Here is a 25,541-nt window from a genome sequence, read left to right as displayed (position 1 = left end):
TCAGGCGATCACCCCCACGATTACGGCCGTGAGCACCAGGTTCGCGAACGACAGCACCAGCATTCCCTTCCAGCCGATCTCGATCAGCTGATCGATGCGGACGCGCGGCAGCGCGGCGCGGGCCCACTGCGTGAACAGGAAGAAGCCCCAGATCTTCACCACGAACCAGATGAAGCTGATGCTCTCCGGGCCCGGTCCGGAGGCGCCGCCGAGGAACGTCACGGCGAGGATCGCTCCGCCGAGGAAGATATGGACGAACTCCCCGAGGTAGAAGAGGACGAAGTACGCCGAGGAGTACTCCGTCTGGTACCCCGCGACGATCTCCGTCGGCGCCTCGGGGATGTCGAACGGGTTCCGCCCGATCTCGGCCATGTTCGCCGTGAGGAACAACACGAACGCGAACGGGTTCACGAACGCGTACCACGACGGGATCGAGACTCCGGCGATCGTCACCAGCGTCTCCGTCTGCGCGCCGACGACGCCGCTCATCTGGAGCGTCCCGGCGAAGATCACGACCGACATCGCCGTGACGATGAGCGGGATCTCGTACGCGAGGTTCTGCGCGACGGCGCGGAGGCCGCCGAGCAGCGAGTACTTGTTGTTCGACGCGTAGCCGGCCATCACCAGCGAGACGGACGCGATCGACGCGAACGCGAACACCAGCGCGAACCCGACCTCCGGGTCCGCGAGGTGGAGGTTGATCGGTCCCAGCTGCCCCATCGGGATGACGGAGAAGCCCAGAAGCGCCGAGGCCGGCAGGAGGACCGGGGCGATGTCCCACGAGGGGCGGTCGACGCCCTCGGGGATGATGAGCTCCTTCGCGAGGAGCTGGACCGCGGCCGCCGGGATGATGAGCAGGCCGTACGGGCCGATCCGGTTGACCGCGATCCGGTCGGTGAACGCGGCCGTGATCTTCCGCTTCGCCCACGGGCCCGCGACGCCCGTGAACGCGAGGATGATGTTCCCGACGACGAACGCGGCGACCAGCGAGGCCGCGACCTCGCCGATGACGCTGTCGAGCCCGAGCGTGTCGACGATGAACTCGGGGAACAGCTGCGCGGGCGCCGCGGCCATCAGCGGTCCACCTCCCCGAGCACGATGTCGAGGCTACCGAGCGCGGCGATGACGTCGGGGATGTACTCCCCGTTCGCCATCTCCGGCAGGGTCTGGAGGTTCGAGAAGCACGGCGACCGGATCTTGAAGCGGGCCGGCTTGTCCGTCCCGTCCGACCGGATGTAGATGCCGAGCTCGCCCTTCGCGCCCTCGACGGCGCGGTAGATCTCGGTGTCGTCGTCCGGGCGCAGCGTGCGTGGCACGTTCGCCTGGATCGTCCGCTCGTCCTCCGGCCAGTCCTCCAGCAGGTCGACGCACTGCTCGATGATCTTCGCCGACTCCTCGACCTCGCGCATCCGGACGAGCAGGCGGCTGAAGTTGTCGCAGCCGTCCTCGGTCACGACGTCCCAGTCGAGCTCGTCGTAGTAGCCGTACGGGTCGTCGCGGCGGAGGTCGTAGTCGACGCCGGAGCCGCGGGCGACTGGGCCGGTCGCGCCGTAGTTCTTCGCGACCTCCGGCGGGAGGATTCCGGTGTCGATCGTCCGCATCTGGAACACCTCGTTCGAGGTGATCAGGTTGTGGTACTCCTCGATCGACTCCGGGAGCTGGTCGAGGAAGTCGCGGGTGTTCGAGAAGAACTCCTCGCGGGGCTCGGGCAGGTCCCAGACGACGCCGCCGAGCCGGAAGTAATTGAACATCAGCCGCTGACCCGTCAGGTCCTCCAGCAGGTCCTGGACGCGCTCGCGGTCGTTGATGGCGTACATGAACGTCGCCGTGAAGTCGCCGTTCACGTCGAGCGCGAACGTCGCCAAGGCGAGCATGTGCGCGGCGATCCGGCACATCTCCGCGCCCATCGTGCGGATCACCTGTGCGTACTCGGGCACCTCGATGTCCGCGAGGTCCTCGGCCGCGCGGGCGTACGCCCACTCGTTGAGCAGGCCCGCCGAGATGTAGTCCCAGCGGTCCGGGTACGGCATGATCTGGTGGCGGTACGTGCCGGACTGGGCCATCTGCTCCTCGCTGCGGTGGAGGTAGCCGATGTCGGGCTCGACGTCGGCGACCTGCTCGCCGTCGAGGACCGTCTTCAGGTGGAGGACGCCGTGGGTCGCCGGGTGGTGCGGCCCGATGTTGAGGAACATCGTGTCGGACTCCGCGTCCTTGTGGTGGTCCTCGAGCGGGTTGGCGTGCTCCGGCAGCGTGGCGATCTGCGGCCGGTCCTTGTCGTAGTCCATCGACAGGGGGTGGCCCTGCCAGGTCTCCGGCAGCAGGATCCGGCGCAGGTCGGGGTGGTCGTCGTACTCGATCCCGATCAGGTCGTACGCCTCCCGCTCGTGCCAGTCGGCCGTGCGGAAGACGGGCTCGGCCGACTCGGAGACGGGGTCGTCCTTGTCGGCGGGGACGACGACGCTGACCTCCTGGGTCGGGTCGTCGTACTTCTTCAGGTGGTAGATCGACTCGTAGCGGTTCTCGTACTCCTGTGCGGAGACGACCGAGAGGTGGTCGTATCCCGCCTGCTCTTTCAGGGTCCGAAGCGTCTCCTGAACGGTGTCCGGGCGGATGACGAAGGCGGGCGCGTTCAGGTGGTCGTCGCGGCCGACGACGAGGTCGCCGAGCAGCGCCTCCAGCTCGTCGGGGGTGCGCTCGATCGCCGCGTCGTCGGCGGTGTCCGGTCGTTCGAGGCTCATGGCGAATCAGCGAAGTTGTACCGCATGACGAGCTCGTCGTCGTCGATCTGGTCGGTCAGCTTGTCGACGAGTTCGTCGCGTTCGAGGTCCGAGAACTCCTCTAGCTCGTACGGCTTGACGGTGACGGGCGCTGCCTCGCCGTTGGCGACGCGCTCTTGTAGCTTCACGACGCCGTACACGAGCGCCTCGGGGCGGGGCGGACAGCCGGGGACGTGGATGTCGATCGGGATGACCTCCTCGGCGCCTTTGATCACGTTGTACCCCTCCTGAAACGGGCCACCGGAGATGGTACACGAGCCCATGCCGACGACGAACTTCGGCTCGGGCATCTGGTCGTAGACGCGCTTCATCCGCGGGGCGAACTTCGAGACGATCGTCCCGGGGACGATCATCACGTCGGCCTGCCGCGGGGAGGCGCGAGGGACCCCGCTCCCGAACCGGTCGAGGTCGTGTTTCACCGCGTAGGTGTGCATCATCTCGATGCTACAGCAGGCGATGCCGAACTGCAGCATGAACATCGAGGAGCCCCGACACCAGTTCAGGAACTTGTCGAACTTGGTGAGGATGAACGGCGAGGAGCCGAACGCCTCCCGGAGCCGGGAGTTGAACCGGTCCCCCTGCCCGGTCATCCGGGCGTCTCTGGTCTCGGTTACGACCTGCGATTCGTCGGTGATAAACGGTTGATCGCTGCTCATTAGTTGATGTCCTCCGTCGTCTTTCTGCTGGTCGCGCGGGGGCTGCGGGCCCAGCTGATCGCCCCCGACCGCCACGCCCAGACGAGTCCGACCGCGAGGATTCCGACGAACGCCAACATCGGCCACAGCAGGTCGGCCATCGGCACGCCGGCCTGGACGGCCGGGCGGTAGATGACCGCCCACGGGAACAGCAACACGGTCTCGATGTCGAACACGACGAACAACAGCGCGACCATGTAGTACTGGATGTTGAACCGGATCCGCGTCCCGCCCGTCGGGGTCTCGCCGGACTCGTAGGTGGTACTTTTACCGGTCTCAGGCACGCTCGGACGGAGCAACGCCGACACTGTCATCATCGCTATCGGGATGAGCAGGCCGACGACCGCCAAGGCGCCAATCGCTATCCAATCGCTCATATAGGTCTCCGTAACGTGCTGGGGTTTGGACCGCCCCCTCATAAGCGTTGAGTCTTGTGCGTCCGCGGGCGTGCGGGCCGGTATCGGCCGTTCGCGGTGGAAGCGCCGGCGAAGTGACCGGCAACCGTCGATCCGGATCGGAGGGCGAGTCGACGGAAGCGCACCGATTCGGGGGTGCGCGGTACGGAGTTTGTTTATAAGTGAGCGCCGGTGCGGTCGGCGCGTGCCGACGAGCGCCCGCAGGGCGCGATGTCGCACGCGCGAGGGAGTCGGTCGCCGAGCGAAGCGACGGCGACCGACGAGGCTGGGGAGGCGTGAGGTGCTGTGCGTGGCGGTTCGAGGCGGGACTCAAAAGGGCAGTCGCGAGGACGACGGCGCGCGACGCAAGGACCGCAGGAACGAGTGAAACGAGTGACGAGGACCGCAGCGAGCGCACCGAGTCCTCGCGACTGGGGCTTTGGAGGTGTTCGTGTCGATCGATAGTTTATAAAAAATTCGTCGGACAGCCGAGGGGCTGGGGCTTTGGAGGCGTTCGCCGCCGATCCGGTGTCGACTACTTATAAACGAGCGGCTCGGGCTTTGGAAGCCTCTTCCGCGGTTCCGTACGCAGCCGCTTATAAACGAGTGTCTGAGAATTCATACGCAGTTACCACGTCGGCAGTTGCTTATCGGTCGCGGAACCCGTCGAGACCCAGATCGTGAAGATCGGCGGAGACGTCGGCGACGCCAGCCTTCTGCTCGTCGTGGAGTTCGACCAAGCGCTCCTCGATCGCGTCGTGTTCGCGCGCGAGCACCTGTGCGGCCGACAGCGCGGCGTTGTACGACTTCCCGGCGTCGACGGCGACGATGGGCGCCCCGGTCGGCATCCCGATGACGGAGTCGACCGACTTCTCCTGAACCGGCACGCCGATCACGGGCACCGGGTGCGCGACCGAGGCGGTCATGTTCGGGAGGTCCGCCGACTTCCCGCCCGCGCCGGCGATTATCACGTCGAGGCCCCGGTCCGTCGCCGTCTCCCCGTACGCGTACATCAGCTCCGGCGTCCGGTGCGCGGAGACGACGTAGCTCTCGTAGGTGAACCGCGCGTCCGGCGCCTCGGCGAAGTCGGTCTGCTCCGCGAAGCCGAGGTCGTCGAGCGCGTCGTAGGCGTCCTCCATGACGGGGAGGTCCGAGTCCGACCCCATGATGATCCCCACGTCGGGGGTGGTCGCCGGGTCCGCGTCGGCCGCCGCCTCCGATTCGAGCCGGTCGATCAGGTCGTCCACCGTGATCATAGACGGAAGTTCGGCGGAGGGCTACAAGGAACTCCCGGATGCGGCGACTGCGCGAACCAGTGGGTAGCCGCGGTTGCCGTCGCGGTCGACGTCGCCGAAGCCCTGGCTGCTCACTTATAAATAACTGACAGCGGATCGGTAGCGAACACCGCCAAAGCCCCAGCCGCGAGGACTCGATGCGCTCGTTGCGCGCTTCGGTCGTTCGCTTCGCTCACTCCCTCCAGTGCTTACGTCGCGCGTCTTCGTCCTCGCGACTGCCCTTTTGAGCCCCACCCGACCGCGACCGCACCGCAACCTCACACCTCCCCAGCCTCGTCGCTGGCGGCCTTCGCTCCGCTCTGGCCGCCAGCGACTCCCTCGCGCGTGCTGACTCGCGGCCGCCGAGGGCGGCCGCTCGCAGGCACGCGCCACCGCAGTTCGTTTATAAACAGTCGTCGCCGTTGCCCCGGAAATCTACGCGTCTCGGAACGTCAGCCCGTCCCGGAGCTCCCGCGCCTGCGAGAGCAGCGCGTCGCGGTCGGCGTCTTCGGGGTCACCGACCGCCTCGGTCACCGTCAGGTGGCCCATCTTCCGGAGCGGGTACACGTCGTCCTTGCCGTACCAGTGGAGGTCGGCGTCGGGCGCGTCGAGGGTCGACTCGACGTTCCTGAGCGTGGCGGGCTGGGTCTCCTCGATGTCACCGAGCACGTTCGCGGTGACCGCGGGCGCGACGAGGTCGGTCGGGCCGAGCGGCCACCCGAGGACGGCGCGGACGTGGTTCTCGAACTGCGACGTGCGCGCGCCCTCGATCGTCCAGTGGCCGGAGTTGTGCGGGCGCGGCGCGATCTCGTTGACCAGCACCTCGCCCCCCTTCGTCTCGAACAGCTCGATCCCGTAGACCCCGCGGCCGTCGAGGACCTCCAGTACGTCGCGGGCGACCGACTCCGCCTCGGCGACGACCGCGTCGCCGGCGCGCGCCGGACTGACGCTCTCGCGGAGGATCTCCTCGCGGTGGACCGTCTCCGTGACGGGGTAGGTCCGCGTCTCGCCGTCGGCGCCCTTGAGCCCCATCACGGCGATCTCGCGCTCGAAGTCGAGGAACTCCTCGGCCATCGCGGCGCCGCCGACCGCGTCGAGCGCGGGGGCCGCCTCGTCGGGCGTCTCGACCGGGACGTTCCCGCGCCCGTCGTAGCCGCCCTCGCGGGCCTTCAGCATCACGCCGCCGAACTCCTCGACGACGCGTTCGAGCCCCTCGGCGGTCGCGACCGCGACGAACTCCGGGACGGGGATCCCGGCGTCCGCGAGCGCCTCCTTCTGGACCAGCTTGTCCTGTATCGTCTCCAGCGTGGCCGGGTCCGGGTGGACCGGCACCCCGTGTTCCTCGCTCGCGGCCGCGAGGCGGTCCGGGTCCGCGAGTTCGATCTCGAAGGTCAGGGCGTCGACGCGGGCCGCGAGCTCGTCGATCGCGTCCGCGTCGTCGAAGCCGCCGACGATCTGATCGGTCGCGACCGGCGCCGCCGGGCAGTCGGGCGTCGGGTCCAGCACGACGAGGTCGACGCCGAGCGGCGCGGCGGCCTCGGCCATCATTCGGCCCAGCTGTCCGCCGCCGACGACGCCGAGCGTCGGCCCCGGAAGGGTGATCGACATGTGGGCGTCGGTACTGGACACCGGTGAATAAGTATTACCAAAGGCGGTGACGAATACGCACGTACACGGATCAATCGGAGACCGGACCCCGCCGACTCAGACGGAGACGCGCCGGAGATCGCTTTCGAGTTCGTCGACGAACTCGTTGTACGCCTCGACGAACCCGCGGAACCGGTCGGCGTACTCTCGAACGTCGGCCGCGGACGGAGACTCGTACTGCGAGAGGAGGTAGAGACCGCCGGACCCGCCGATTCGGAGGTACGAAACCTCCCCCTCGTCGTATTTTAGCTCCCAGCGATCGCCCTCGACGCGGGCCGTGAACGTCCCGTAGTCGTCGCTCTCGTACCGGTGGACCTCGCCGGCGATGAGCGCGCAGGTGTCGCGGATCTCGTCGAGGACCCGGTCGCGCTCGGCCACCACGCCGTCGGTTGTCGCGGGCTCGGGAAACTCCGCGCTCACGCCGTCGAGGACGCCCGAAAGCGACGCGACGTGATCGTTCCACGCCGCAACGAACGCCGCGTAGTCGTCGAGCGCGCTCGACAGCGCCGCCGGCTCCGGCGGCTGCTTCGTCGAGATCACGTACGTGTCCGACCCCGAGTTCGGAGAGAACAACAGGAACTCCAGCTCGCCCGCCTCGTGTTTCACCGTCCACTCGCCGCCGGGCGTCGAGAGGCTCTCGCGGCCGTAGTCGCCCCCCTGGAGCTTGGCGAGCTGATACGCGATCCGTCCCGCGTGGTCGCGCACGGCGGCGACGAGCTCGTCGCGGCGCTCCGCGACGGCCGCGGCGTCGCGAACGTCGACGTCGATCCCGAGTTCTGCCTGCGTCGTCACGGATCTACTGGGCGCGCCACGCGCTTAATCCGTTCGGGTCGGCGTCCGCGCGTTCGACCGCGCCGTCGGCGGCTCGGTCACGCGATCGTCTCGCGGAGCTCGCGGACCCGGTCCGGCTCGTCGATGCCCGAGCGGATCACGACCGCGAACACGGCGTCTCCCTCGGGGACCGGCGCGTCGCCGCTCAGGATGGCGTCCGAGCCGGTCTCCTCGGCGAGCCAGCGCCGCCCGTCAGCGATCGCCTCGCGGTTGAGCCACGCCGGCGGGCCGCCGACCACGAGCAGCGTTCGGTCGGCCCGCCCCTCCGGGACCGCGATCGTGTTCTTCCCCCGTGCCGCCTTCCGGATGACCGTCTCGATCGCCGACACCGCGGCGCTCGTGTCGACCTCGGCCGGCTCCGAGGAGCCGAACAGCCCGAGCCCGAACCGGGACCCCTCGCCGGGCGACTCCACCGCCTGCGTCGCGTGGCCGATCGCCGCGATTTCGCCGTCGCTTCCCACCGCCCGGGCGACATCGCTCGCGTCGAGCACCTGCTGGGGCGTCTCCGCCCCCTCTGGCGTCTCACCGGCGCCGAACAGCGCCGAGATCCGTTCGACGGCGACCCCGTTGAGCCGGTCGCGAGCCCCGTCGAGCGTCTCCCCCGGACGGAGCCACGCCGCGTTGTCGAACGGGAGAACCGCCGCGCAGCGGTCCGAGAGCGCGTCGAGCGTCCGCGCGGCGTTCCGCTCGGCCAGCGGGCGGTGCGGCGCCGACGGCGACTCGCTTCCGGAGGCCGCGCTCGTCGGACTCTCTCCCCCGTCCGGTTCCTCGGTCTCGCTCGGGGTCGGAAGGAGCCCGAAGGCGTAGACCGGCGCGTCGTAGAGCCGCGAGAGCTCCTCCGCGAGCGCGGGCGCCGCGCCCGCCCCGGCCGCGCCGCCGAGGCCGACGACGATCAGGAACGCCTCCGCGAGGGACGGGCGCTGGTCGTCCATCGCCCTGCCGAGTTCGCTCGCGTGTGCGTCACCGAGGCGGCGTCCCGCGTGGAGGTCGCCGCCGAGCCCGTCGCCGCCCGCGGCGTCACCGAACCGGTACCGGCGCTCCTCGCGGAGCGCGTCCAGCGTCCCGAGCGCGTCCATGTCGGTGTCGAACGCGTTGACGCCCGCCAGGAACGGGTCGTCGTCGTGGGCGGCGGCGAGCCGGTCGGCGATCCGACCCCCGGCCCCGCCGAGGCCGATGACGTGTAGTCGCATACGTGCCCCGGTCGTCGAGCGGGGATATATGACTTCGGCTCGCCGCGGCCGATCGGTCGAGCGTTCGCGCCGCGGCAGCGACCGCGTCGACGCGGCGCCCCCGACGGCTCAGAACTCGTCCAGCCGGCGCTGATGCTCGGGGATCTCGGGCTCCCGATCCGGCCGCACGCCGAGCAGACGCAACAGCGCGGTGTCGGCGAACGTCAGCGCCAACACGAGGACGATCGGCGCGAGGAACAGCCCGTGGAAGCCGAACACGACCGGGCCGAAGATGTACGCGAGCATGAGCAGCCCGACGTGCGTCGTCTCGCCGCTGAAGTACGGCCGGAGGACGATGTCGGGGATGGTGTCGACGATCACGGCCGCGACGGCGAGGAACCCGGCGACGTACGCGAGGAGCGAGACGTCGCCGTCGAGCGCGACCGGAATCGACATCGCGGCCGCCAGCGGGACGTAGACGATCTTCATCCCGATCACGGGGATCAGGCTGGCGACCCCGGTGAGCGCACCGGCGAGCGTCGGATACGGGATCTCGACCGCGGCGGGGGCGATCGCGTTGTACGCGAGGTAGGTGACGACGGCGATGATCGCGATCGCGATGACGTTGAGGAGGTTCCCGTACAGCACCGCCTCCAGCTCGTCGTCGGCGGTCTCGAGGTACTCGCGGACGACCGCGTCGTCGTCGAAGGTGAGCAGCCAGTCGTGGAACCGGGAACCGTCGATGAGCAGGTAGTACGTGACGACGACGGTGATGAGGAGGTTTAACGCGAGCCCCGACAGCGTGCTCGCCAGCAGCGACGCCTGCTCGGAGACGAGGTCGATCAGGGGGTCGAACTGGCCGGATCGGTACGCCGCGAGCAGCTCGTCCGTCGTCGGGTTCGACAGCTCCGCGAGGTCGGCGATCACGGAGTTCTCCGCGCCGATGGTGTCGGCCACCGGATAGGTCTCGATGAACCGCCGCGCTTCCAGGACGAGCAACACCAGCGTGTATCCCACCAGTCCGATGAGCGGGACGCCGATGACCGACAGCGACACGACCGCACGCACCCGGGCCGGGAGCCGGAAGCGTTCGAGTTGGTGGTAGAAGCGCCGCGTCGAGTAGTAGAGGAAGACGGCGACGGTGAGCGGGGCGACGAACCGATAGGCCACGTAGCCGGCGACGGACGCGACCGCGAGGCCGAAGAGGGCGACGACGAACCGCTTTTCGTCCATGGCCCACGGTCTTCAGCGCCGGGCATAAACCATGGTGGTCACCGGTGGAACCGCGACGCCGCGATCGCGGGCGCGACGATCCCAAAGCCCCTAACCGCGGGCGGTGAAGGGGGACGTATGACCGACATTCACCCGGACCAGCGCGTCGCGGTGTTGGCGGACTCGCAGAACCTGTATCACTCCGCACAGAGCGTTTACTCGCGGAACATCGACTACTCCGGCCTCCTCGATGAGGCCGTTTCCGACCGGTCGCTGGTGCGTGCCATCGCGTACGTGATCCGCGCCGACTCCCCCGAGGAGGAGAGCTTCTTCGAGGCGCTCCGCGACATCGGCTTCGAGACGAAGATCAAGGAGATCAAGACGTTCGCCGACGGCTCGAAGAAGGCCGACTGGGACCTCGGAATGAGCCTCGACGCCGTCTCGCTCGCGAGCCACGTCGACACCGTCGTCCTCTGTACCGGCGACGGCGACTTCGCGCGACTCTGCTCGCACCTCCGTCACGAGGGGGTCCGGGTGGAGGCGATGGGGTTCGGCAACTCGGCCGCCGACGAACTGATCGACGCCGCCGACGACTTCGTCGACCTCGCGGAGAAGGAGGAGACGTTCCTGCTCTAGTCGGCGGCGGTACGCCCCCCTCGCGCCGCTACCCGAGCAGCGTCGCGACCGCGTCCTCGACCGCCGCCGCGGCCGCCTCCACCTCGCGAACACGCACGTACTCCCGTTCGGCGTGCGCGACCGCGCCCGCCTCGTCGGCGAGGTCCCCGGGTCCGAACACGACCGTCGGCGCCGGCGCGAAGTAGGAGGCCTCCGTCGCGGCGCCGAACGGCCGGACGTCGCCGCCGCGCTCGCTCGGCAGGCCGACAGCGTCGCCCGCCTCGCGCGCCGCGTCCGCGACCGTGCTGACGATTTCGTGGTCCGTATCCGTCGCGAACGCCTCTAGGAACGGTGATTCCCGGTCGGTCAGAGAGACCGCCGCGTCGACGCCGCGGTCGCCGGCCGCGCCGGCAGCGAGCGACTCCCGCACCGCGTCCGCGAGCGACGACCGGAATCCCTCTGCCGTCTCCGGCGGGACGCTCCGCCGATCGACGGTGACCTCGCAGTCCGCCGGCACCTGATTCGTCGCCGCGCCGCCCTCGATGACCGTCGGGGTGAGCTTCGGCGGCCCCAATTGCGGGTGGACCGTCGCGTCCGCGTCGAACGTCCGGATCGCGGCGAGCGCGTCCTCGGCGGCCGCGACCGCGTTCGCCCCGGCGGACTCCGCGGCGTGGGCGGCCGTCCCCGACAGCTCGACCGTCGCCTGAAAACGGCCCTTCGCGGCGGGACACGCGTCGAGGCCGGTCGGCTCGCCCACGAGGAACAGGTCGCCGTCGAGCCGGTCGACGGTCCCCGGAAGCCGCCCCGTCAGCGCCGCCGCGCCGAGGGAGAGCGCCTCCTCGTCGGGCGTGAGCGCGAGCGTGACCCGGCCGCGGTCGGGGTCGGCGGCGAGGAACCCCGAGAGCAGCGCCGCGAGCGGGCCCTTCGCGTCGCAGGCGCCGCGGCCGCGGATCACTTCCCCGGCGTCTCCCTCTCCCCCCTCGTTCGACGCCGACCCTCCCCGCTCGTCCCCGTGAGCTTCCCCCCGATCGAACGGGACGTGCGGCGTCACGGTGTCGAGATGGGTGTTCAACACGAGGTTCGGGCCGGCCTCGGGCGCCGGCGAGCGCCTCTCCGCGAGGACGCACCCGTCCGCGACGACCGCGGGGTCTGCGCCGCGCCGCTCCAGCAGGTCGACGACGAACTCGCGGGTCTCGTCGACAGACTCGTGCGAGGGGATCCGAACCGCGGCTTCGAGGAACGAGACCGGATCGAAGCCGGAGCCGGCGTCAGCGTCGGAACCGGCGTCGGACCCTTCGCTCATCGCGGGTCGGCGGGGAGCGTCCCCGAGAACTCGTGGGCGACCGGACCGGTGAGGGTGGCGTGGCCGGAGTCGGGGACCGTGATCTCCAGTTCGCCGCCCGGCGGGCGGCTCACGGCGTCGTCGCCGTCGATCAGCCCGAGTCGGCGGGCAACCGCGACGACCGCGACCGCGCCGGTGCCGCAGGAGCGCGTCTCGCCCTCGACGCCGCGCTCGAAGGTACGCTGGTCGAGGACCGCGGGGCCGTCGCCAGCGCCGTCGTCGACGACCGCCGCGAGGTTCACGTTCGCGCCCTCGGGGAAGATGTCGGCGTGGCGGACCGGCGGCGCGACCGCGTCGAGGTCGACCCCGTCGATCCCGTCGGGGTCGTCGCGACCGCCGTCGACGAACGCGACCGCGTGCGGAACGCCGGTGTTGACGGCGGTAACGGTCAACCCCTCGACCGCCTCGTCGATCAGCGGTTCGTCCGCGAGCGCGCCGTCGCGGGCGACCGGGACGCGGCGGGGGTCGAACGTCGGCACGCCCATCTCGATGGCGGCGGCGGTCGCGTCCGCGGTCACGGTGGCGCGCCGGGTGCCGGCCTGGGTGTCGATCATGAACTCGCGGTCGCCCGTCCGGTCGTGGGCCCACCGCGCGACGACGCGGGCGCCGTTGCCGCACATCGTCGCGGTGGAGCCGTCCGGCTGGACCAGCGTCATCACGACCCGAGTCGGGTCGAACCGCTCATCGACGCTGAGAAAGAGGACGCCGTCGGCGCCGCGTCGACCCCCGGATGCGTCGCGGTCCGCGTCGCCGTCGCGCGGGAGTGCGGCGCCGAAGTCGCCCCCGTCGACGCCCGTCTCGCGGTCGCAGTGCGCCCGCGCGAACGCCGCTCGGTCGCCGACGTCCTCGGCGGCCGCGTCGACGACGAGGAAGTCGTTGCCCGTGCCGTGGTACTTCTCGACCGGGACGGCGTGGGTGTTCATCGGTCGCCCTCCGGTCGGTCGTCGCCGTCGGGAGCCGCCCCTCGCTCGACCGTCAGCAGGTCCCCGAGCGTCTCTCGACGCCGGGCGATCGTCGCGGTTCCGTCGTCGAGCGCGACCTCCGCGGGCCGCGGTCGTGAGTTGTATTGGCTCGCCATCTCGTAGCCGTACGCGCCCGCGACGCCGACCGCGAGGAGGTCCCCGCGGGCCGGGTCGGCGAGCGCTCGGTCCTTACAGAGAGTATCGCCGGTCTCACAGATAGGTCCGGCGACCGTGACAGGGGTTGCCTCCCGCTCCGCGACCGAGGGGGCGTCGCCCCCGTCGCGCGCCCGTCCGCCCCCGAGGTTGCGGATCGGGTGATAGGCGTCGTACATCGCCGGACGCAGGAGGTCGGTCATCCCCGCGTCGACGCCGACGACCGTCTCGTCCGGCGTCGGCTTCACGGTGTTCACGCGCGTCAGGAGGACGCCCGCGTCGGCGACCACGTAGCGTCCGGGCTCTATCGCGAGGTCGGTGTCCTCAGGGAGCGGCGCGACCGCCTCCCGCGTCGCCGCCGCGACCGCCGGGAGGTCGAGCGGCGGGGCGTCCTCCTCGTAGGGAACGCCGAACCCGCCGCCGACATCGACGTATTCGAGGGCGATCGGATCGGCGCTCGCGGCGGCGTCGCCGTCGCCGGCCGCGTCCGGGTCCGCGAGGTCGCGGGCCAGCTCGCCCATCCGCGCGACCAGTTCGCGGTGGCTGTCCAGCTGGTCCGGGTCGATGCCGGAGCCGGCGTGCGCGTGGATCCCGACTAGGTCGAAGCGCTCGGCCGCCTCGCGGGCCGCATCGGCGGCGCGGTCGTAGGGGATCCCGAACTTCGCCGCGCCGCCGGTGGTGACCTTCTCGTGGTGGCCCGCGCCGACGCCGGGGTTCACGCGGACGCAGACCCGGCCGTCGTAGCCGCGCTCCGCGAGGCGGTCGAGGGTGTCGACCGCGCCGACAGTGACCGTGATCCCCGGCTCCCCCGCCGCGACGCCGGCGGCGTGGTCGAGGTCGCGGGCCGGCGGATTGACCGCGGTGTAGTGCAGCCGCGAGCCGTCGAAGCCGGCCGCGAGCGCGCGGTCGAGTTCGCCCGCAGAGGCGCACTCCGCGTCGAGGCCGGCGTCGCGGACGGCCTCCAGGACGGCGCGCCCGGTGTGGGCCTTGACGGCGTACCGCACGTCCGCGTCGGGGAACGCCGCGAGCAGCCGCTCGCAGTTCTCGCGGACGCGGTCGAGGTCCTGGACGTACAGGGGGGTCTCGTGGGCGGCGGCGAGCCGGTGAAGGCGCTCGGCGTCCCAGTCGCTCAGGCGGCGGACCGGCGGGTTGCCGCCGGCGGGTTCGCCCGCCGCCTCCGCGCCTGTGTCGCCCGTACCGCCCGCGTCGCGGTCGCTCATTCGCGGAGCGCGTCCTCCCGCCGCGTCGCTTCGAGGGTGTCCTCCTCGACGTGCGTCGCCACGACGGCGGGCTTGTACGCGCCGCCCTCGAAGAGCTCGTGGTCGCCGACCGACGACTCGACCATTCGGGTGAACGCGCGGCGCTCGGCCGGGAGGTGGCCGTAGAGGACCTCCTCCTCGACGAGGTCGTAGACGGGGATCCGAGGCGTGAGCAGCGTGTTCTCGCCGACGATCGAGTTCTCGCCGACGCGGAATCCCGAGGTGACCCGGCAGCCGGCGCCGAGCGAGACGCCGTCCTCGACGATCACCGGCGCGTCTTCAACGGGTTCGAGGACGCCGCCGATCAGCGTGTTGGCGCCGAGCTTGACGTTCTCGCCGAGCTGCGCGCAGGAGCCGACCGTGTCACAGGAGTCGACGAGGGTGCCGTCGCCGACGTACGCGCCCATGTTGACGAACGAGGGGCTCATCATGATACAGTCGCTGCCGAGGTACGCGCCCCGGCGGATCGCGGTCCCGTCCGGCGTGTTCCGGGTGCCGCGTTCGGCGAGGTCGTCGGTGTCGCGCAGCGGGAGCACGTCGTGGTAGGTGACGCCGCCGTACTCTCGCGGCTCCGTCTCGCGGAGGCCGAAGTTGAGCAGGATCCCCCGCTTGACCCACTCGTTGGCCTCCCACGAGGTCACGTCGTCGCCGGTCTTCTCGGCGGCGCGGACCTCGCCGGCCTCCAAGGCAGCGAGGAACTCGTCGATCACGGCCGCGTCCGCGTCGCTCGCGTCCGCGGCGGTCAGTCCGTCCTGATACCGGTTCCAGAGGTCGGCGACGTCGGCTTCGAGGCTCATTGGGTAGTGTATGGATGAGTGTCGGTATTTACTCGTCGATATGCTGATTCCCCGCAGTTATTTCTCGCCCGCGTCCAGCACGTCGCCGAACCCGTACCAGCCCGGGTCGCGGTCAGCGAGCCACGCGGCGGCGTCGAGCGCGCCCTCGGCGAACACCCCGCGGTCGCCGGCGCGGTGCGTGAGCTCGAGCGTCTCGCGGTTCCCGGCCAGCAGGACCTCGTGTTCGCCGGTCACGTCGCCCGCGCGGCGGGCGTGGACGCCGACCTCGCCCGGGCTCCGGGGGGCGTCTCCCTCGCGGCCGTGGACGCGCTCGTCGAGGTCGTCGCGGGCGTCCTCCACGTCGTCGAGGATCGACTTCGCGGTGCCGGAGGGGGCGTCGCGCTTGGCGTTGTGGTGCGTCTCCGTCAGCTCCACGTCGTAGCCGGGCAGCGCCGCGGCGGCCTCGCGGACCGCCCGGCGGAGCGCGGCGACGCCGCGCGCGAAGTTCGACGCCTTGAGGACGGGGACCGCGTCGCTCGCGGCCCGGAGGCTATCGACCTGCGCGTCCGAGAACCCGGTCGTCCCGGTGACGAGCGGGACGCCGGCGTCCGCGCAGGCCTCGGCGTACGCGACCGCCGAGTCGGGACCGGTGAAGTCGACGAGGACGTCCGGCGCCTCGCTCGCGAGCAGTTCGTCGAGGTCGTCGGCGTCGTTGACCGCGACGCCCGCCACGGGGTCGATCTCCGTGCGGTTGACCGCGACCGCGACGGCGACGGCCTCGCGGTCGGCGGCCGCCTCGATCACCTCTCGGCCCATCCGGCCGCCCGCGCCGGTGACGGCGATCCGGAGGTCACCGGCGGGGTCGCCGGCATCGCTCATTCGGCGCCCTCCGTCGCCGCGGGGTCGACGGCCGTCGGGTCGATCGTTCCCGGGGCGCGCTCGTCGTACGCGGCCAGCAGGTCGCGGAGCGACTCGCGACGGTCCTCCGAGAGCCGCGAGAGCGGTGAGCGGACGCGGGGTCCGCCCCGCCCGCGGATGTGCATCGCCTCCTTGACCGGGATCGGGTTCGTCTCGGCGAACAGCTCGCGGACGAGCGGCGAGAGCTCGTGGTGGAGCGCCCGCGCGCGGTCGTAGTCGCCCGAGAGCGCGGCGCCGACCATCGCGCAGGTGCGCTCGGGCTCGACGTTGGCGACGACGCTGATCGTGCCCGCGCCGCCGATAGAGAGGACCGGCAGCGTGAGGCCGTCGTCGCCCGACAGCACCGCGAACGCCTCGTCCCGGGTCCGCTCTATCACCTCGCTGATGAGGTTGAGGTCGCCGGAAGCAGCCTTGTACCCCCGGATGTTCGGGTGTTCCGCGAGTTCGACCGTGACGTCGACCGGGATCGACTGCCCCGTGCGGCTGGGCACGTTGTAGACGATCTGCGGGATGTCGACCTCGTCGGCGATGGTCCGGTAGTGTTCGAGGAAGCCCGCGGGTTCGGGCTTGTTGTAGTACGGAGAGATGAGGAGCAGGCCGTCGGCGCCCGCGTCGGCCGCGCGCCGCGACAGCGAGAGCGCCTCCGCGGTGTTGTTCGAGCCGGTGCCCGCGATCACCGGGATGTCGTCTAAGGCGTCGCGGACCGTCTCGATCACGGCGACGTGCTCGTCGTGGCTCATCGTCGCCGACTCGCCCGTCGAGCCGACGGGGACGACCCCGTCGACGCCGGCGCGCTCCAGGAACCGGGCGTTCGCGGCGAGCTGGTCGTGGTCGACCGCGTCGCCGTCGGTGAACGGTGTCGTCATCGCCGGATAGACGCCCTCGAAGGGGGCGTCGGTCGCTTCTCCGTCTGTCGATTCGGTCGTCGCGTACGGGGTCGTTGTCGTCGTGTCCGTCATGGGTTCGGTGTGGGTGCGTGTGGTGGGATTCGGTGTCGGTCGTGAAGCGGAACGGCCGCGCGACCGTCTCCGGTCGCGGGTCGGGGGTCGTCCGGGACGGGGTCGCCACTCCCGCCGGCGGACGGTTCACGCGCGTTTTTTCGAGAAGAGCCGCGTCGCTGGCGCCGGTTGCGGACCGCGTGCGGACGCGGAGCGGGTCACACCGCAGTATGGATCGGTCGCGCGCTTATAGGTTGTGTCTCGGGTCGAAACTGCCGCGGCGGGCGGTCGCTGGCCCGCTCCGCGGCGGCCTCTCACGCATCCGCTCCGCGGCGGCCTCTCACGCATCCGCTCCGCGGCCCCCGTCGCGAACGCACGGACGCGACGCGAGCGCGAGCGCCGCGACCGCCGTCGCGAGGTTCAACCAGATCGTCGGCCTGTCGAAGCCCGCCAGCGCCTCGACCGCCAGCCAGCCCAGCAGGGCGAGGCCGACGGCGGCCGCGGCCGCGGGCGCCCCCTTCCGACCGGCGTACACCCCGTAGCAGACGGCCGCGGAGACGAGCCCGAAGACGACGAAGAGGACGACGCCGGGGACGAGGTAGTCGTCGAACGGCGTGCGGGCCAGCGCGTCGGTCGAGAGGCCGACGATCCGGCCGGAGGGCGCGGCGATCAGGGCGGCGCCGCCGACGAGCGCCCGGACGGAGAGCTGCACGAGCGCGGCGATCAGCAGCCACGAGACGAGCGGGCGGCCGCGGAACCGGAACCGACCGTCGGCCGCGTCGGCGTCGCGGAGTCGCATCGGGCGGCGCCGTCAGGCCCCGAGCAGGTCCGCCAGGTCGTGGAGCGTCTCGACGGTGGCGTCCGGATCGCCGCCGAACGGCTCCCACGGCGTTCCCTTCCGGTCGACCCACGCGGCCTGCATCCCGGCGTGTCGCGCTCCGAGCACGTCGAACCAGCCGGCCGTCGCGTGGACCACCTCGTCGATCGGCGTCCCGGTTCGGGCCGCGCCGTGCCGGTAGAGCTCGGCGTCGGGCTTGAACGTCTCCACCTCGTCGGCGCTGATCGCGTCCTCGATCAGGTCAGCGATGTCGGCGTGGTCGACGAGCGACGCCAGCATCTCGGGGTCGCCGTTCGAGAGGACGTAGCAGTCGTAGCCGGCGTCGCGGAGGCGGCCGATCGCGTCGCGCACGTCGTCGAACACCTCCAGCTCGTGGTACACCGCGAGGATCTCGTCGCGCTCCGCGTCCGGGAGGTCGACGCCGTGCGCGTCGAGCGCGTAGGTGAGCGCGTCGCGGTTCATCTCGTAGAACGGCTGGTAGGCGTCGACCGCGTTCGCGACGAACGTGTACGCCAGCGACCGCGACCGCCACAGCCGCGACACCGGCTCGGGGTCGTCGACGCGGTCCGCGAGCGCGGCCTCGGCGGCCTCCACGTCCACGAGCGTGCTGTACGAGTCGAACGTCACCGTCGAGACGCGGTCGGCGTCGAAGGGCATGCGCGGACCCACAGCCGGCGGCGGCATAAGCGCCGGGGACGACGGCGGGGTCGTCGCCGTTCGGTCGACGAAGCCGCGGCGACTCCGTGGCCGGCAGCGCCGCGCGGCTCGCACATTTATCCCCGGTGAAGGTTTCTGGGAGACGTATGACCGACCCTGCCGACGACGCGCCCGATCCGACACCGGACGACGCGCCCGATCCGACACCGGACGACGCGCCCGATCCGGCCGCAGACGACCTCGATACGCCCGACGAGGTCGACGCCGACACCGACGCCGACCGCCACGAGTACGACCCGGAGGCCGACCACGCGTTCCCGGACGAGCGGCTCAACGAGGTCATGTCGCGGCTCGAATCGGACGAGGAGATCGTCGCGTACCTGGAGGCGCAAAACGTCAATCCGGTCGCGCGGAAGGGGTACAACGACCACGGCGCGAAACACGTCGAGATCGTCCGCGACCGCGCGCTCCGGCTGTACGACCTGCTCAAGTCCGGCGGCGTCGAGTTCAACGGCGCCCGCCAGCAGGGGCTCGACGAGGCCGACGAGCCGGTGATCGTCGCGCTGGCCGCGACGCTCCACGACATCGGCCACGTCGTCCACCGCCACGACCACCCGTACTACTCGATCCCGCTCGCGGCCGACCTGCTCGACGACCTGCTCACCGACTTCTACGGCGTGGCCGACCGAGTCCGCGTGAAGGCCGAAGTGCTCCACGCAATCTTATGCCACCACACCGAGGAGCAGCCGCTCACGCTGGAGGCCGGCGTCGTCCGGATCGCGGACGGGCTGGACATGGAACGCGGGCGCTCTCGGGTCCCCTACGAGGAGGGCGGCCGCGGGATCAACACCGTCTCCTCGCAGGCGATCGAACGCGTCTCGTTGCGCGCGGGCGACGAGACGCCCGTTCAGGTCGTGATCCGGATGAACAACGCCGCCGGCGTCTACCAGGTCGACTCCCTGTTGAAGGCGAAGATCGACGGATCACTGCTCGAAGAGCGGATCCGGACCGTCGCGATCAACACCCACAGCGACGGGACCGACGGGAACGAGGCAATCGTCGACCGGATCGAACTCTGACGGGTCGCGTCCGGGCTGGTACGCCCCGATTCAGGGCTCCGAAGCGTGTCGCCCGCGCCGTTCCGGTGAAGCGCCCCGGCCGCGACGGTCGCCGTCCGCGCGGAGTAATCCCGCACGAGTCCCCGCAGAGTCGGCTCCCCACGGCGGTATCGTCGCCGGACGGTGTCGCAATCGCTTTGGGCGCGCGGTCGGTATCCCGGCCATGACCGACGCCGACACGCTCGCGGACCTGCGGACCGCCGCCGACTACCAGTTCGGGGCCGGCGCGGGCGACGCCCTGTTCCCCCCGGCCGACACCCTCACCGTGCGCCGGTCGAGCGGCGGCCGCCCGCGGCAGGTGATCGACGGCGACGTCGACGACACCCCCGGCAGCAGCGAGGGCGACCGCCTCGTCTCGTACGGCACCGACGGTCGGTTCACCCTCGGGCTCGCGGGCGGGAAGCGGATCGGCGAGGCGTTCGCCGCCCCGCGACACCGGATGGTCGTCGGCGATGAGAGCGAGCCGTTCGTGCGCGAGGGGCGCAACGCGTTCGCGAAGTTCGTCACCGCGGCCGACGACGGGATCCGCCCCGGCGACGAGGTCCTCGTCGTCGACGAGAGCGGCGCGATCTTCGGGGTCGGCCGCGCCGAGCTCTCCGGCGCGGAGGCCGAACAGCTCGGCTCCGGCGTCGCCGTGAAGACGCGCGACGGGAACCCCGCGGACGACGAATAGCGAATTTCTCGGCGGTGGCGCGTGCCTGCGAGGCCGCTCTGCGGCCGAGCAGCACGCGCGAGGGACGCCGCGAACGCCCGGAGGGCGTGAGCGGCGAGGTTGGGGAGGTGTGAGGCGCGGTTGCTGTGCGGTCGGGCGGGACTCGAAGGGGCAGCCGGGAGGGCGGCGCAGGCGTTCACGAGAGCTTCGCTCTCGTGAGCCAATCAGAACGCGAAGCGTTCTGATGACGACGTAAGCACCGCAGGGAGCGAACGGAGTGAGCGACTGAGGAGCGTGGTTCGAGAGAGCTTCGCTCTCTCGTTATCACGAGACGCCTTCGGCGTCTCGAACGACAGCGAGCGCGCGCCGCCCTCCCGGCTGGGGCTTCGGGGGGTTCGTGACGCTCACTAGTTTATAAACAAATTATCGGACGCCCGAATCTATTTAAAAGAAGCCCGCGAGCCCCAGCGCCTCGATCAGCGGGATGCCGGCGACGAGCGAGCCGATCAGGTAGCCGCCGATCGCGCCGCCGTTTAAAAGTGGCAGGCCCGCGTGCGGCCGCCCCTGGATCACCCACCGCATGAGCACGAGCAGCCCCGCGAGGGTGCCGACCATCGCGAGCAGCGCAGGGAGGTTGACGCCGAGGAGCGGGACCGCGAGGTCGGCCGCCGGCGAGAACGTCGCCGCGCTCGCTATCAGCACCGTCGGGATGACGGCGTCGCCGAGGCCGATGAAGAAGGCGTCGCGGTCGCCGCCTTCGGTGGGTTCGGCGGCGTCGCTTCCGTCGTCGCACCCGTCGTCGATGTCGGAATCGGCACCGCTGTCGGGCTCCCCGTCCGTTTCCGCCTCCTCGCCCACCCCGGACGCCTCGTCGCTCGCCGACTCGCCGTCGAGCAGCGAGTACGACAGCGACAACGGGATCACCAGCACGACGGGGATGTTCAGGTCCATCACGCCCTCCGCGAGCGACAGCATGTGCTCGGTGCCGTACACCGAGACCGCGTCGTAGACGGCGAGGACGGCGAGCAGAATGAGCGCCGGCAGCAGCCCGAACGAGATGCCGAACAGCCCGGCGGCGCCCGCGCCCATCAACATCCCGGCGACGTCGATCACGTACCACTCGGGGTGGACGAGCAGCCCGACGCCGACCGCGACCGCGGGGACGGCGGCCGCGAGCGGCGAGACGAGCGCGGAGAAGACGTACCACGAGAGCCACGCCGAGACGCCGACGATCAACAGCCGGATCGCCCCGTCGAAGTCGTACCGGAACGCCGCCAGCATCACGCCCGTCATCGCGACGATGGCGAGGACGTACAGCACGCTGTTCGCGGGGTTGTCGGGGTTCTCGACCGCCTGATAGCCGCTCGCGGCGAACTCGGGGACCAGCGCCAGCGCGCCCACCTGGACGACGAGGAACAGCCCGACCACGAAGGCGACGCCGCGGTACTCGCGGGGGAACATTCGACCGTCGGTTCGTCGGCCCGGGGTTTCGTCCTTGCGCTTCGGCCCCGCGCTCCGACGGCGGTCGCTGTCCGTGAAGCGAGGCACGTACCGAAAGGGGTTCGGGCTCGGTGTGGGAGCGGGTGGACCCGAACCCAAGCCGACGGACGACGGACGGTGGAAGCGAGTGGCCGACCGGCCCGCCCGGAACGGGGTGGGGCCAGTCGGATTCGTCCGCGGCGTTTGCTTCCTCCGCCGAGCGACGTAAGAACCTACCGGCCGAATTATCAGTAGAGATATTCGCGCGCGAAGGAGGCGAGTCCCGCCGCGTCGTCCCCGAATCGGTCCGGAGTTCGGTAGTGCGTCGTGGAGACAGCGACGACTGCGTACATCGGAAGGGGACGCGACTGGGCGTCGGTGGAAGGGGAGAGGGGTGGAAGTGGGAAGGGCAGGCGGGCGAAAGGCGAAGCGGCGGCGAGAGGCGGCGGGCGGCGGGCCGGACAGCGGACCCCCAGGCTGTCCTCGGCGTCGCCGCCCGGGTGGTCGGGACGGGCGCGCGGATCGGTTAACGCCGAATCCCAACGAGAAAAGCGTCGGTCTTCGGCAAGCACCGGTACGTGCCTCAGGCGTATAAAGGTGTGAGATCCGGAGGCGCGAGATACGGACGCGCTTACCGACGGACGCGTGATGCCGGCGCCGGGCGGCGTTCGCGGAGGCGGGCGACGGGGTCACCGAGACCGCGAACCGGCAGCTTCCCGTACCAGACGCCGACTCAGCGGCGGTCGCGGAGCGCGGGGAACTCCTCGCGGACCGCCGCGACCCGCTCGGGGTCCACCGTCGCGGTCACGACCCCGGGTTCGTCGCCGGCCGACGCGAGCGCGGTCCCCCAGGGGTCGTACACCGCGCTCCGGCCGCAGAGCGCGTCGTCGCCGAACCGGCCGCTCCCGTTGACGGCGGCGACGTACGTCAGGTTCTCGATGGCCCGCGCGCGGCCGAGCGTCCGCCAGTGTTCGATCCGCGGGTACGGCCACGCGCTCGGCACCAGCACGCACTCGACGCCCGCGTCGACCATCCCGCGGAACTGCTCCGGGAACCGGAGGTCGTAGCAGGTCGTCACCCCGACGGTGACGCCCCCGAGCTCGACCACCGGCGTCCGCTCGCCGGGGACCATCCGGTCCGTCTCCTCGGAGCCGTACCCGAACAGGTGGCGCTTCCGGTAGACGAGCCTGCGCTCGCCGTCCGCGTCGAACAACACGGCCGCGTTGGCGAGTCCGGACTCGGCCGGCACGTCGAGCTCGTCCGCGGCCGACGCCGACAGGTCCTCGACGACCGTGCCGGCCAGCACCGCCACGTCGTGGTCGTCGGCCGCGGCCGCGAACCGGGCGAGCCGGTCGCCGACGAGGCTCTCCGCGGCGCGGCCGTACGCGTCGAACGCGAAGTAGCCCACGTCGAACAGCTCGGGCAGGACGACCAGGTCGGCGCCGTCGGCCGCGGCCGCCCGGACGCGGTCGAGCGCCCGCTCGGCGTTCTCCTCGACCTCGCCGCCTTCGACCGCCAGCTGGACGCCGGCGAGCCTCATGCGGGCGAGGCCAGCGACGCGCGGAGCGCGTCCTCCAAGTTGTCCAGTTCGGCGTCGAAGTTGCGCTTGAAGAAGGACTCGACGCCGGGGAGGCGCCCGTCGACGACGAACTCGTTCGCGAGCCGGCACCCGCCGTCGTCGGTCTCGGTGATCTCGTGTTCGCCGGTGACGCGGAACGCCCGCGACTTCCCGACGAACTTCACTCGGTTCGGGGGGTCGCGCTCCACGTCCTCCGTCTCGACGTCGATCGTGGAGCGGATCATCGGTATCGGTAGCGCGACGTGCCAGGTCGCGCTGCCGTCGTCGTGGACCTCGAAGGAGTCGACCACGCTGATGGCGTCCGCGCGCTGCTCCGCGTCCGAGATGAACGCCCACACGTCGGCCGGCGGCGCGTCGAACTCGAACGTCCGGGAGACTCGAACGGTCATACCTCCGTTTGGGGCTACGGGGGTTAAAAATGCGCGTCGGCGGAGTCGGGTGCGGGGAACGCGGCGACAGCGTCGGGGCCGGGTCGCGTCCTCAGCCGTCCGGCGTCACGCGCCAGGTCGTCGACTTGGCGCGGCCCCACTTCTCGATGTCGACGTCGTCCGACTTCTCGGCGAGCCGGGGGAGCCGCGAGCCCACCTGCTTCGCGGTGAGACCGATCGCGTCGGCGATCGTCTTCGAGCGAAGGTACCGCTCGCCACGGGTGACGCTGTCCGTGAGGTACGCGAGGATCCGCTGTTCCTCCTCGGTGTACTCGCTCATTGCCGGATATACGCGTCTGACATCCTTAACGGTTTCTCGTTTTTCACGACCGATCGGCCGGTCCGCGTCGCGATCAGTCGAACAGCTGGACCGCGCCGACGGCGAGCGTCGCGAAGACGAACGCGCCCGCGAACCCCCACGCCTTCCCCAGCTGCCCGGGGTACGCCGCCATCACAACGGCACCGACCAACGCGATGGCGCCGAGCGCGAGCGCGACGCCGACCTCCTTGTCCGACTCGATGGAACCCTCGCTCATACGAACCGCTTCGCGGGGGGCCACTTAGTTCATGCGAACCGCGCGACGCGGTCGGGCGCGAGCGACGAGCGCTGACGCCGCCACGGGGTCAGATGATCTCGACGTGTTCCGACGCCTCGTTGAGCGCGAGGTTCGCCGCGATCTCGGCGTTCCGCATGGCGTACTCCGCGGTGTGCTGGAGGCTGACGAGCACCTCGCGGGTCATAAGCAGCGTCTCGTTGTCCAGGTCGTTCGGCAGCTCGTCGAGGATCTCCTGTTCGCGGTCCTCCAGCCGCGAGAACAGGTCGCGGCACTCGACGGTGAGGTCGTAGTCGCGCTCGACGACGGCCCGGACCGCGAGCGCCGTCAGGTCGTCCACCTGATCGGTGAACTCGCGGATCTGTCGCATCGTCGCGCTGTCGACGTCGAGGGTGTGCCCCTCGGCTTCCATCACGATCTCGGCGATGTCCTCCGCGTTGTCGGCGGTGAGTTCGAGGTTCTTCGCGACCGAGCGGTAGCCGATCAGCGGGAACCCCTCCTCGAGGCCGACCGCGCGGGCGAGGTTCGGGTTCTGGTACGCGGTGAAGATGAGCCGGAGCAGGAGGACGAATATCTTGTTCGCCTGCCGCTCGCGGTTGAGCGCGCGCTGCGCGAGGTCGGGGTTACCGTGCGCGAGCGCCTTCACGCCCTCGCCCCGCATCGTCGACCCGGTGTTCTCCAGCCGTTCGAGCAGGTTGTCGAGGGTGAAGTCCTCGGGATCGACGGAACAGCGGATCGAGATGTCCTCCGGCGTCTCCTCGATGACGCCGAGGCCCATCAGCTGGGTCTCCGCCTTGTACACCGCGTTGATGTGTTCGCTGTCGAGCGCGCCCTCGCTGCGGACGTGGATCACGCGCCGTCCCAGCACGTACTGCGCCACGATCGCGCGCTCGAGCGAGCGCGCGTCGAGCCCGTCCGCGTGGATCACCGCCTCCGACTCCTCCGTGCTCACCGACTCGGGAAGCACCGTGAGCGTCCCCTTGCCGCCCATCCGCAGCGACACCTCGTCGCCCTTGTTCACGCCGTGTTCCTGCGCCCACTCGGCCGGGAGGGTCATCGCCAGCGTCGACGGCCCCAACCGCTGGACCTTCCGCGTTTCCATACGCGATCGTATCGCGGGATAGACCTTAACCTTGTTCCCATGTTCATTATATGTTTTATCGGATATACAAGGGATACCCGCCTGCCGACGCCGGGCGGAGGCCGACCGGACGGAGCGGTCGCCGCGCCGAGCGATCCGCGCGCTTATGTCGGTCAGACCGGGACGATCGGT

26 protein-coding genes are annotated in these 25,541 nt (G+C 70.7%); 3 read left to right on the top strand and 23 right to left on the bottom strand.

All coding sequences use genetic code 11. The features are described 5' to 3' along the window. The 9 genes from BM286_RS08725 to BM286_RS08685 form a co-directional block, all read right to left on the bottom strand. Window positions 1-1,074 (bottom strand): complex I subunit 1/NuoH family protein, encoded by a 1,074-nt coding sequence (locus BM286_RS08725; RefSeq protein ID WP_092921166.1) that lies wholly within the window; start codon window positions 1,072-1,074, stop codon window positions 1-3. Then, complete coding sequence (locus tag BM286_RS08720; RefSeq protein ID WP_092921165.1) at window positions 1,074-2,738, bottom strand: NADH-quinone oxidoreductase subunit D; 1,665 nt, start codon at window positions 2,736-2,738, stop codon at window positions 1,074-1,076. Before BM286_RS08720 ends, BM286_RS08725 begins: the two co-directional genes overlap by 1 nt. Beyond that, window positions 2,735-3,433: an NADH-quinone oxidoreductase subunit B gene (locus tag BM286_RS08715; RefSeq protein WP_006629677.1), complete on the bottom strand. Its 699-nt coding sequence runs from the start codon at window positions 3,431-3,433 to the stop codon at window positions 2,735-2,737. The genes BM286_RS08720 and BM286_RS08715 overlap by 4 nt, the downstream gene beginning before the upstream one ends. Continuing rightward, window positions 3,433-3,849, bottom strand: coding sequence for an NADH-quinone oxidoreductase subunit A (locus BM286_RS08710; protein ID WP_004596397.1), 417 nt, complete (start codon window positions 3,847-3,849; stop codon window positions 3,433-3,435). Before BM286_RS08710 ends, BM286_RS08715 begins: the two co-directional genes overlap by 1 nt. Before the next feature lie 665 nt (window positions 3,850-4,514). Further along, window positions 4,515-5,123 carry a 5-(carboxyamino)imidazole ribonucleotide mutase gene (gene purE / locus BM286_RS08705; RefSeq protein ID WP_092921164.1) on the bottom strand — a complete coding sequence of 203 codons (609 nt, stop codon included), beginning with the start codon at window positions 5,121-5,123 and terminating at the stop codon, window positions 4,515-4,517. A gap of 453 nt (window positions 5,124-5,576) precedes the next feature. After that, window positions 5,577-6,749, bottom strand: coding sequence for a 5-(carboxyamino)imidazole ribonucleotide synthase (locus BM286_RS08700; RefSeq protein ID WP_092921163.1), 1,173 nt, complete (start codon window positions 6,747-6,749; stop codon window positions 5,577-5,579). A gap of 96 nt (window positions 6,750-6,845) precedes the next feature. Further along, window positions 6,846-7,580: a hypothetical protein gene (locus tag BM286_RS08695; protein WP_092921162.1), complete on the bottom strand. Its 735-nt coding sequence runs from the start codon at window positions 7,578-7,580 to the stop codon at window positions 6,846-6,848. Between the two features lie 77 nt (window positions 7,581-7,657). Then, entirely contained in the window at window positions 7,658-8,809 is a 1,152-nt protein-coding gene (locus BM286_RS08690; RefSeq protein WP_092921161.1) for an FtsZ/tubulin family protein, read from the bottom strand. 108 nt (window positions 8,810-8,917) lie between these two features. Continuing rightward, window positions 8,918-10,021 (bottom strand): AI-2E family transporter, encoded by a 1,104-nt coding sequence (locus BM286_RS08685; protein WP_092921160.1) that lies wholly within the window; start codon window positions 10,019-10,021, stop codon window positions 8,918-8,920. Between the two features lie 117 nt (window positions 10,022-10,138). Here BM286_RS08685 and BM286_RS08680 point away from each other — a divergent pair, with 117 nt between their 5' ends. After that, entirely contained in the window at window positions 10,139-10,636 is a 498-nt protein-coding gene (locus BM286_RS08680) for a LabA-like NYN domain-containing protein (RefSeq protein WP_092921159.1), read from the top strand. A gap of 28 nt (window positions 10,637-10,664) precedes the next feature. Here BM286_RS08680 and BM286_RS08675 read toward each other — a convergent pair whose 3' ends face one another. The 8 genes from BM286_RS08675 to BM286_RS08640 all read right to left on the bottom strand — a co-directional run bounded on the left by BM286_RS08675 (window position 10,665) and on the right by BM286_RS08640 (window position 18,458). Beyond that, a complete protein-coding gene (locus BM286_RS08675; protein WP_092921158.1) occupies window positions 10,665-11,918 on the bottom strand; it encodes a M20/M25/M40 family metallo-hydrolase in 1,254 nt (417 codons plus the stop codon). After that, the gene (gene dapF / locus BM286_RS08670) at window positions 11,915-12,880 is read right to left on the bottom strand and encodes a diaminopimelate epimerase (protein ID WP_092921157.1); all 966 of its coding nucleotides are present in this window, start codon (window positions 12,878-12,880) and stop codon (window positions 11,915-11,917) included. The genes BM286_RS08675 and dapF overlap by 4 nt, the downstream gene beginning before the upstream one ends. Next, a complete protein-coding gene (gene lysA / locus BM286_RS08665) occupies window positions 12,877-14,292 on the bottom strand; it encodes a diaminopimelate decarboxylase (protein WP_092921156.1) in 1,416 nt (471 codons plus the stop codon). The genes dapF and lysA overlap by 4 nt, the downstream gene beginning before the upstream one ends. After that, on the bottom strand, window positions 14,289-15,128 hold the full coding sequence (locus BM286_RS08660; protein ID WP_092921155.1) for a 2,3,4,5-tetrahydropyridine-2,6-dicarboxylate N-succinyltransferase: 840 nt from the start codon (window positions 15,126-15,128) through the stop codon (window positions 14,289-14,291). The genes lysA and BM286_RS08660 overlap by 4 nt, the downstream gene beginning before the upstream one ends. 57 nt (window positions 15,129-15,185) lie before the next feature. After that, complete coding sequence (gene dapB / locus BM286_RS08655; RefSeq protein WP_092921154.1) at window positions 15,186-15,986, bottom strand: 4-hydroxy-tetrahydrodipicolinate reductase; 801 nt, start codon at window positions 15,984-15,986, stop codon at window positions 15,186-15,188. After that, a complete protein-coding gene (dapA, locus tag BM286_RS08650; RefSeq protein WP_092921153.1) occupies window positions 15,983-16,984 on the bottom strand; it encodes a 4-hydroxy-tetrahydrodipicolinate synthase in 1,002 nt (333 codons plus the stop codon). The genes dapB and dapA overlap by 4 nt, the downstream gene beginning before the upstream one ends. 319 nt (window positions 16,985-17,303) lie before the next feature. Further along, entirely contained in the window at window positions 17,304-17,762 is a 459-nt protein-coding gene (locus BM286_RS08645) for a hypothetical protein (protein ID WP_092921152.1), read from the bottom strand. A 12-nt stretch (window positions 17,763-17,774) separates the two neighbouring features. Beyond that, window positions 17,775-18,458, bottom strand: a complete 684-nt coding sequence (locus BM286_RS08640) for a haloacid dehalogenase type II (protein ID WP_092921151.1) — start codon at window positions 18,456-18,458, stop codon at window positions 17,775-17,777. A gap of 146 nt (window positions 18,459-18,604) precedes the next feature. On the opposite strand from BM286_RS08640, the gene BM286_RS08635 reads away from it, so the two are divergent. Then, the gene (locus BM286_RS08635) at window positions 18,605-19,537 is read left to right on the top strand and encodes an HD domain-containing protein (RefSeq protein WP_092921150.1); all 933 of its coding nucleotides are present in this window, start codon (window positions 18,605-18,607) and stop codon (window positions 19,535-19,537) included. 202 nt (window positions 19,538-19,739) lie between these two features. Next, a complete protein-coding gene (locus tag BM286_RS08630) occupies window positions 19,740-20,249 on the top strand; it encodes a PUA domain-containing protein (protein ID WP_092921149.1) in 510 nt (169 codons plus the stop codon). Between the two features lie 423 nt (window positions 20,250-20,672). Here BM286_RS08630 and BM286_RS08625 read toward each other — a convergent pair whose 3' ends face one another. From BM286_RS08625 to BM286_RS08600, 6 genes are all read right to left on the bottom strand, one after another. Continuing rightward, window positions 20,673-21,689 (bottom strand): presenilin family intramembrane aspartyl protease PSH, encoded by a 1,017-nt coding sequence (locus tag BM286_RS08625; RefSeq protein ID WP_092921148.1) that lies wholly within the window; start codon window positions 21,687-21,689, stop codon window positions 20,673-20,675. A gap of 751 nt (window positions 21,690-22,440) precedes the next feature. Further along, on the bottom strand, window positions 22,441-23,247 hold the full coding sequence (locus BM286_RS08620; protein ID WP_092921147.1) for a nitrilase-related carbon-nitrogen hydrolase: 807 nt from the start codon (window positions 23,245-23,247) through the stop codon (window positions 22,441-22,443). Beyond that, the gene (locus BM286_RS08615) at window positions 23,244-23,675 is read right to left on the bottom strand and encodes a CoxG family protein (protein WP_092921146.1); all 432 of its coding nucleotides are present in this window, start codon (window positions 23,673-23,675) and stop codon (window positions 23,244-23,246) included. Before BM286_RS08615 ends, BM286_RS08620 begins: the two co-directional genes overlap by 4 nt. Before the next feature lie 91 nt (window positions 23,676-23,766). Continuing rightward, window positions 23,767-23,994, bottom strand: coding sequence for a DUF7123 family protein (locus BM286_RS08610; RefSeq protein WP_092921145.1), 228 nt, complete (start codon window positions 23,992-23,994; stop codon window positions 23,767-23,769). A gap of 73 nt (window positions 23,995-24,067) precedes the next feature. Then, on the bottom strand, window positions 24,068-24,250 hold the full coding sequence (locus BM286_RS08605) for a DUF7525 family protein (RefSeq protein WP_092921144.1): 183 nt from the start codon (window positions 24,248-24,250) through the stop codon (window positions 24,068-24,070). An 88-nt stretch (window positions 24,251-24,338) separates the two neighbouring features. Beyond that, a complete protein-coding gene (locus tag BM286_RS08600; RefSeq protein ID WP_092921143.1) occupies window positions 24,339-25,370 on the bottom strand; it encodes a phosphate signaling complex PhoU family protein in 1,032 nt (343 codons plus the stop codon). Window positions 25,371-25,541: the final 171 nt, after the last annotated feature.

Source organism: Halorubrum sodomense (assembly GCF_900111935.1).
Lineage (GTDB): Archaea > Halobacteriota > Halobacteria > Halobacteriales > Haloferacaceae > Halorubrum > Halorubrum sodomense.
The sequence above is the reverse complement of the archived record's forward strand: the minus strand, read 5'-3'. Positions and strand labels throughout refer to the sequence as shown.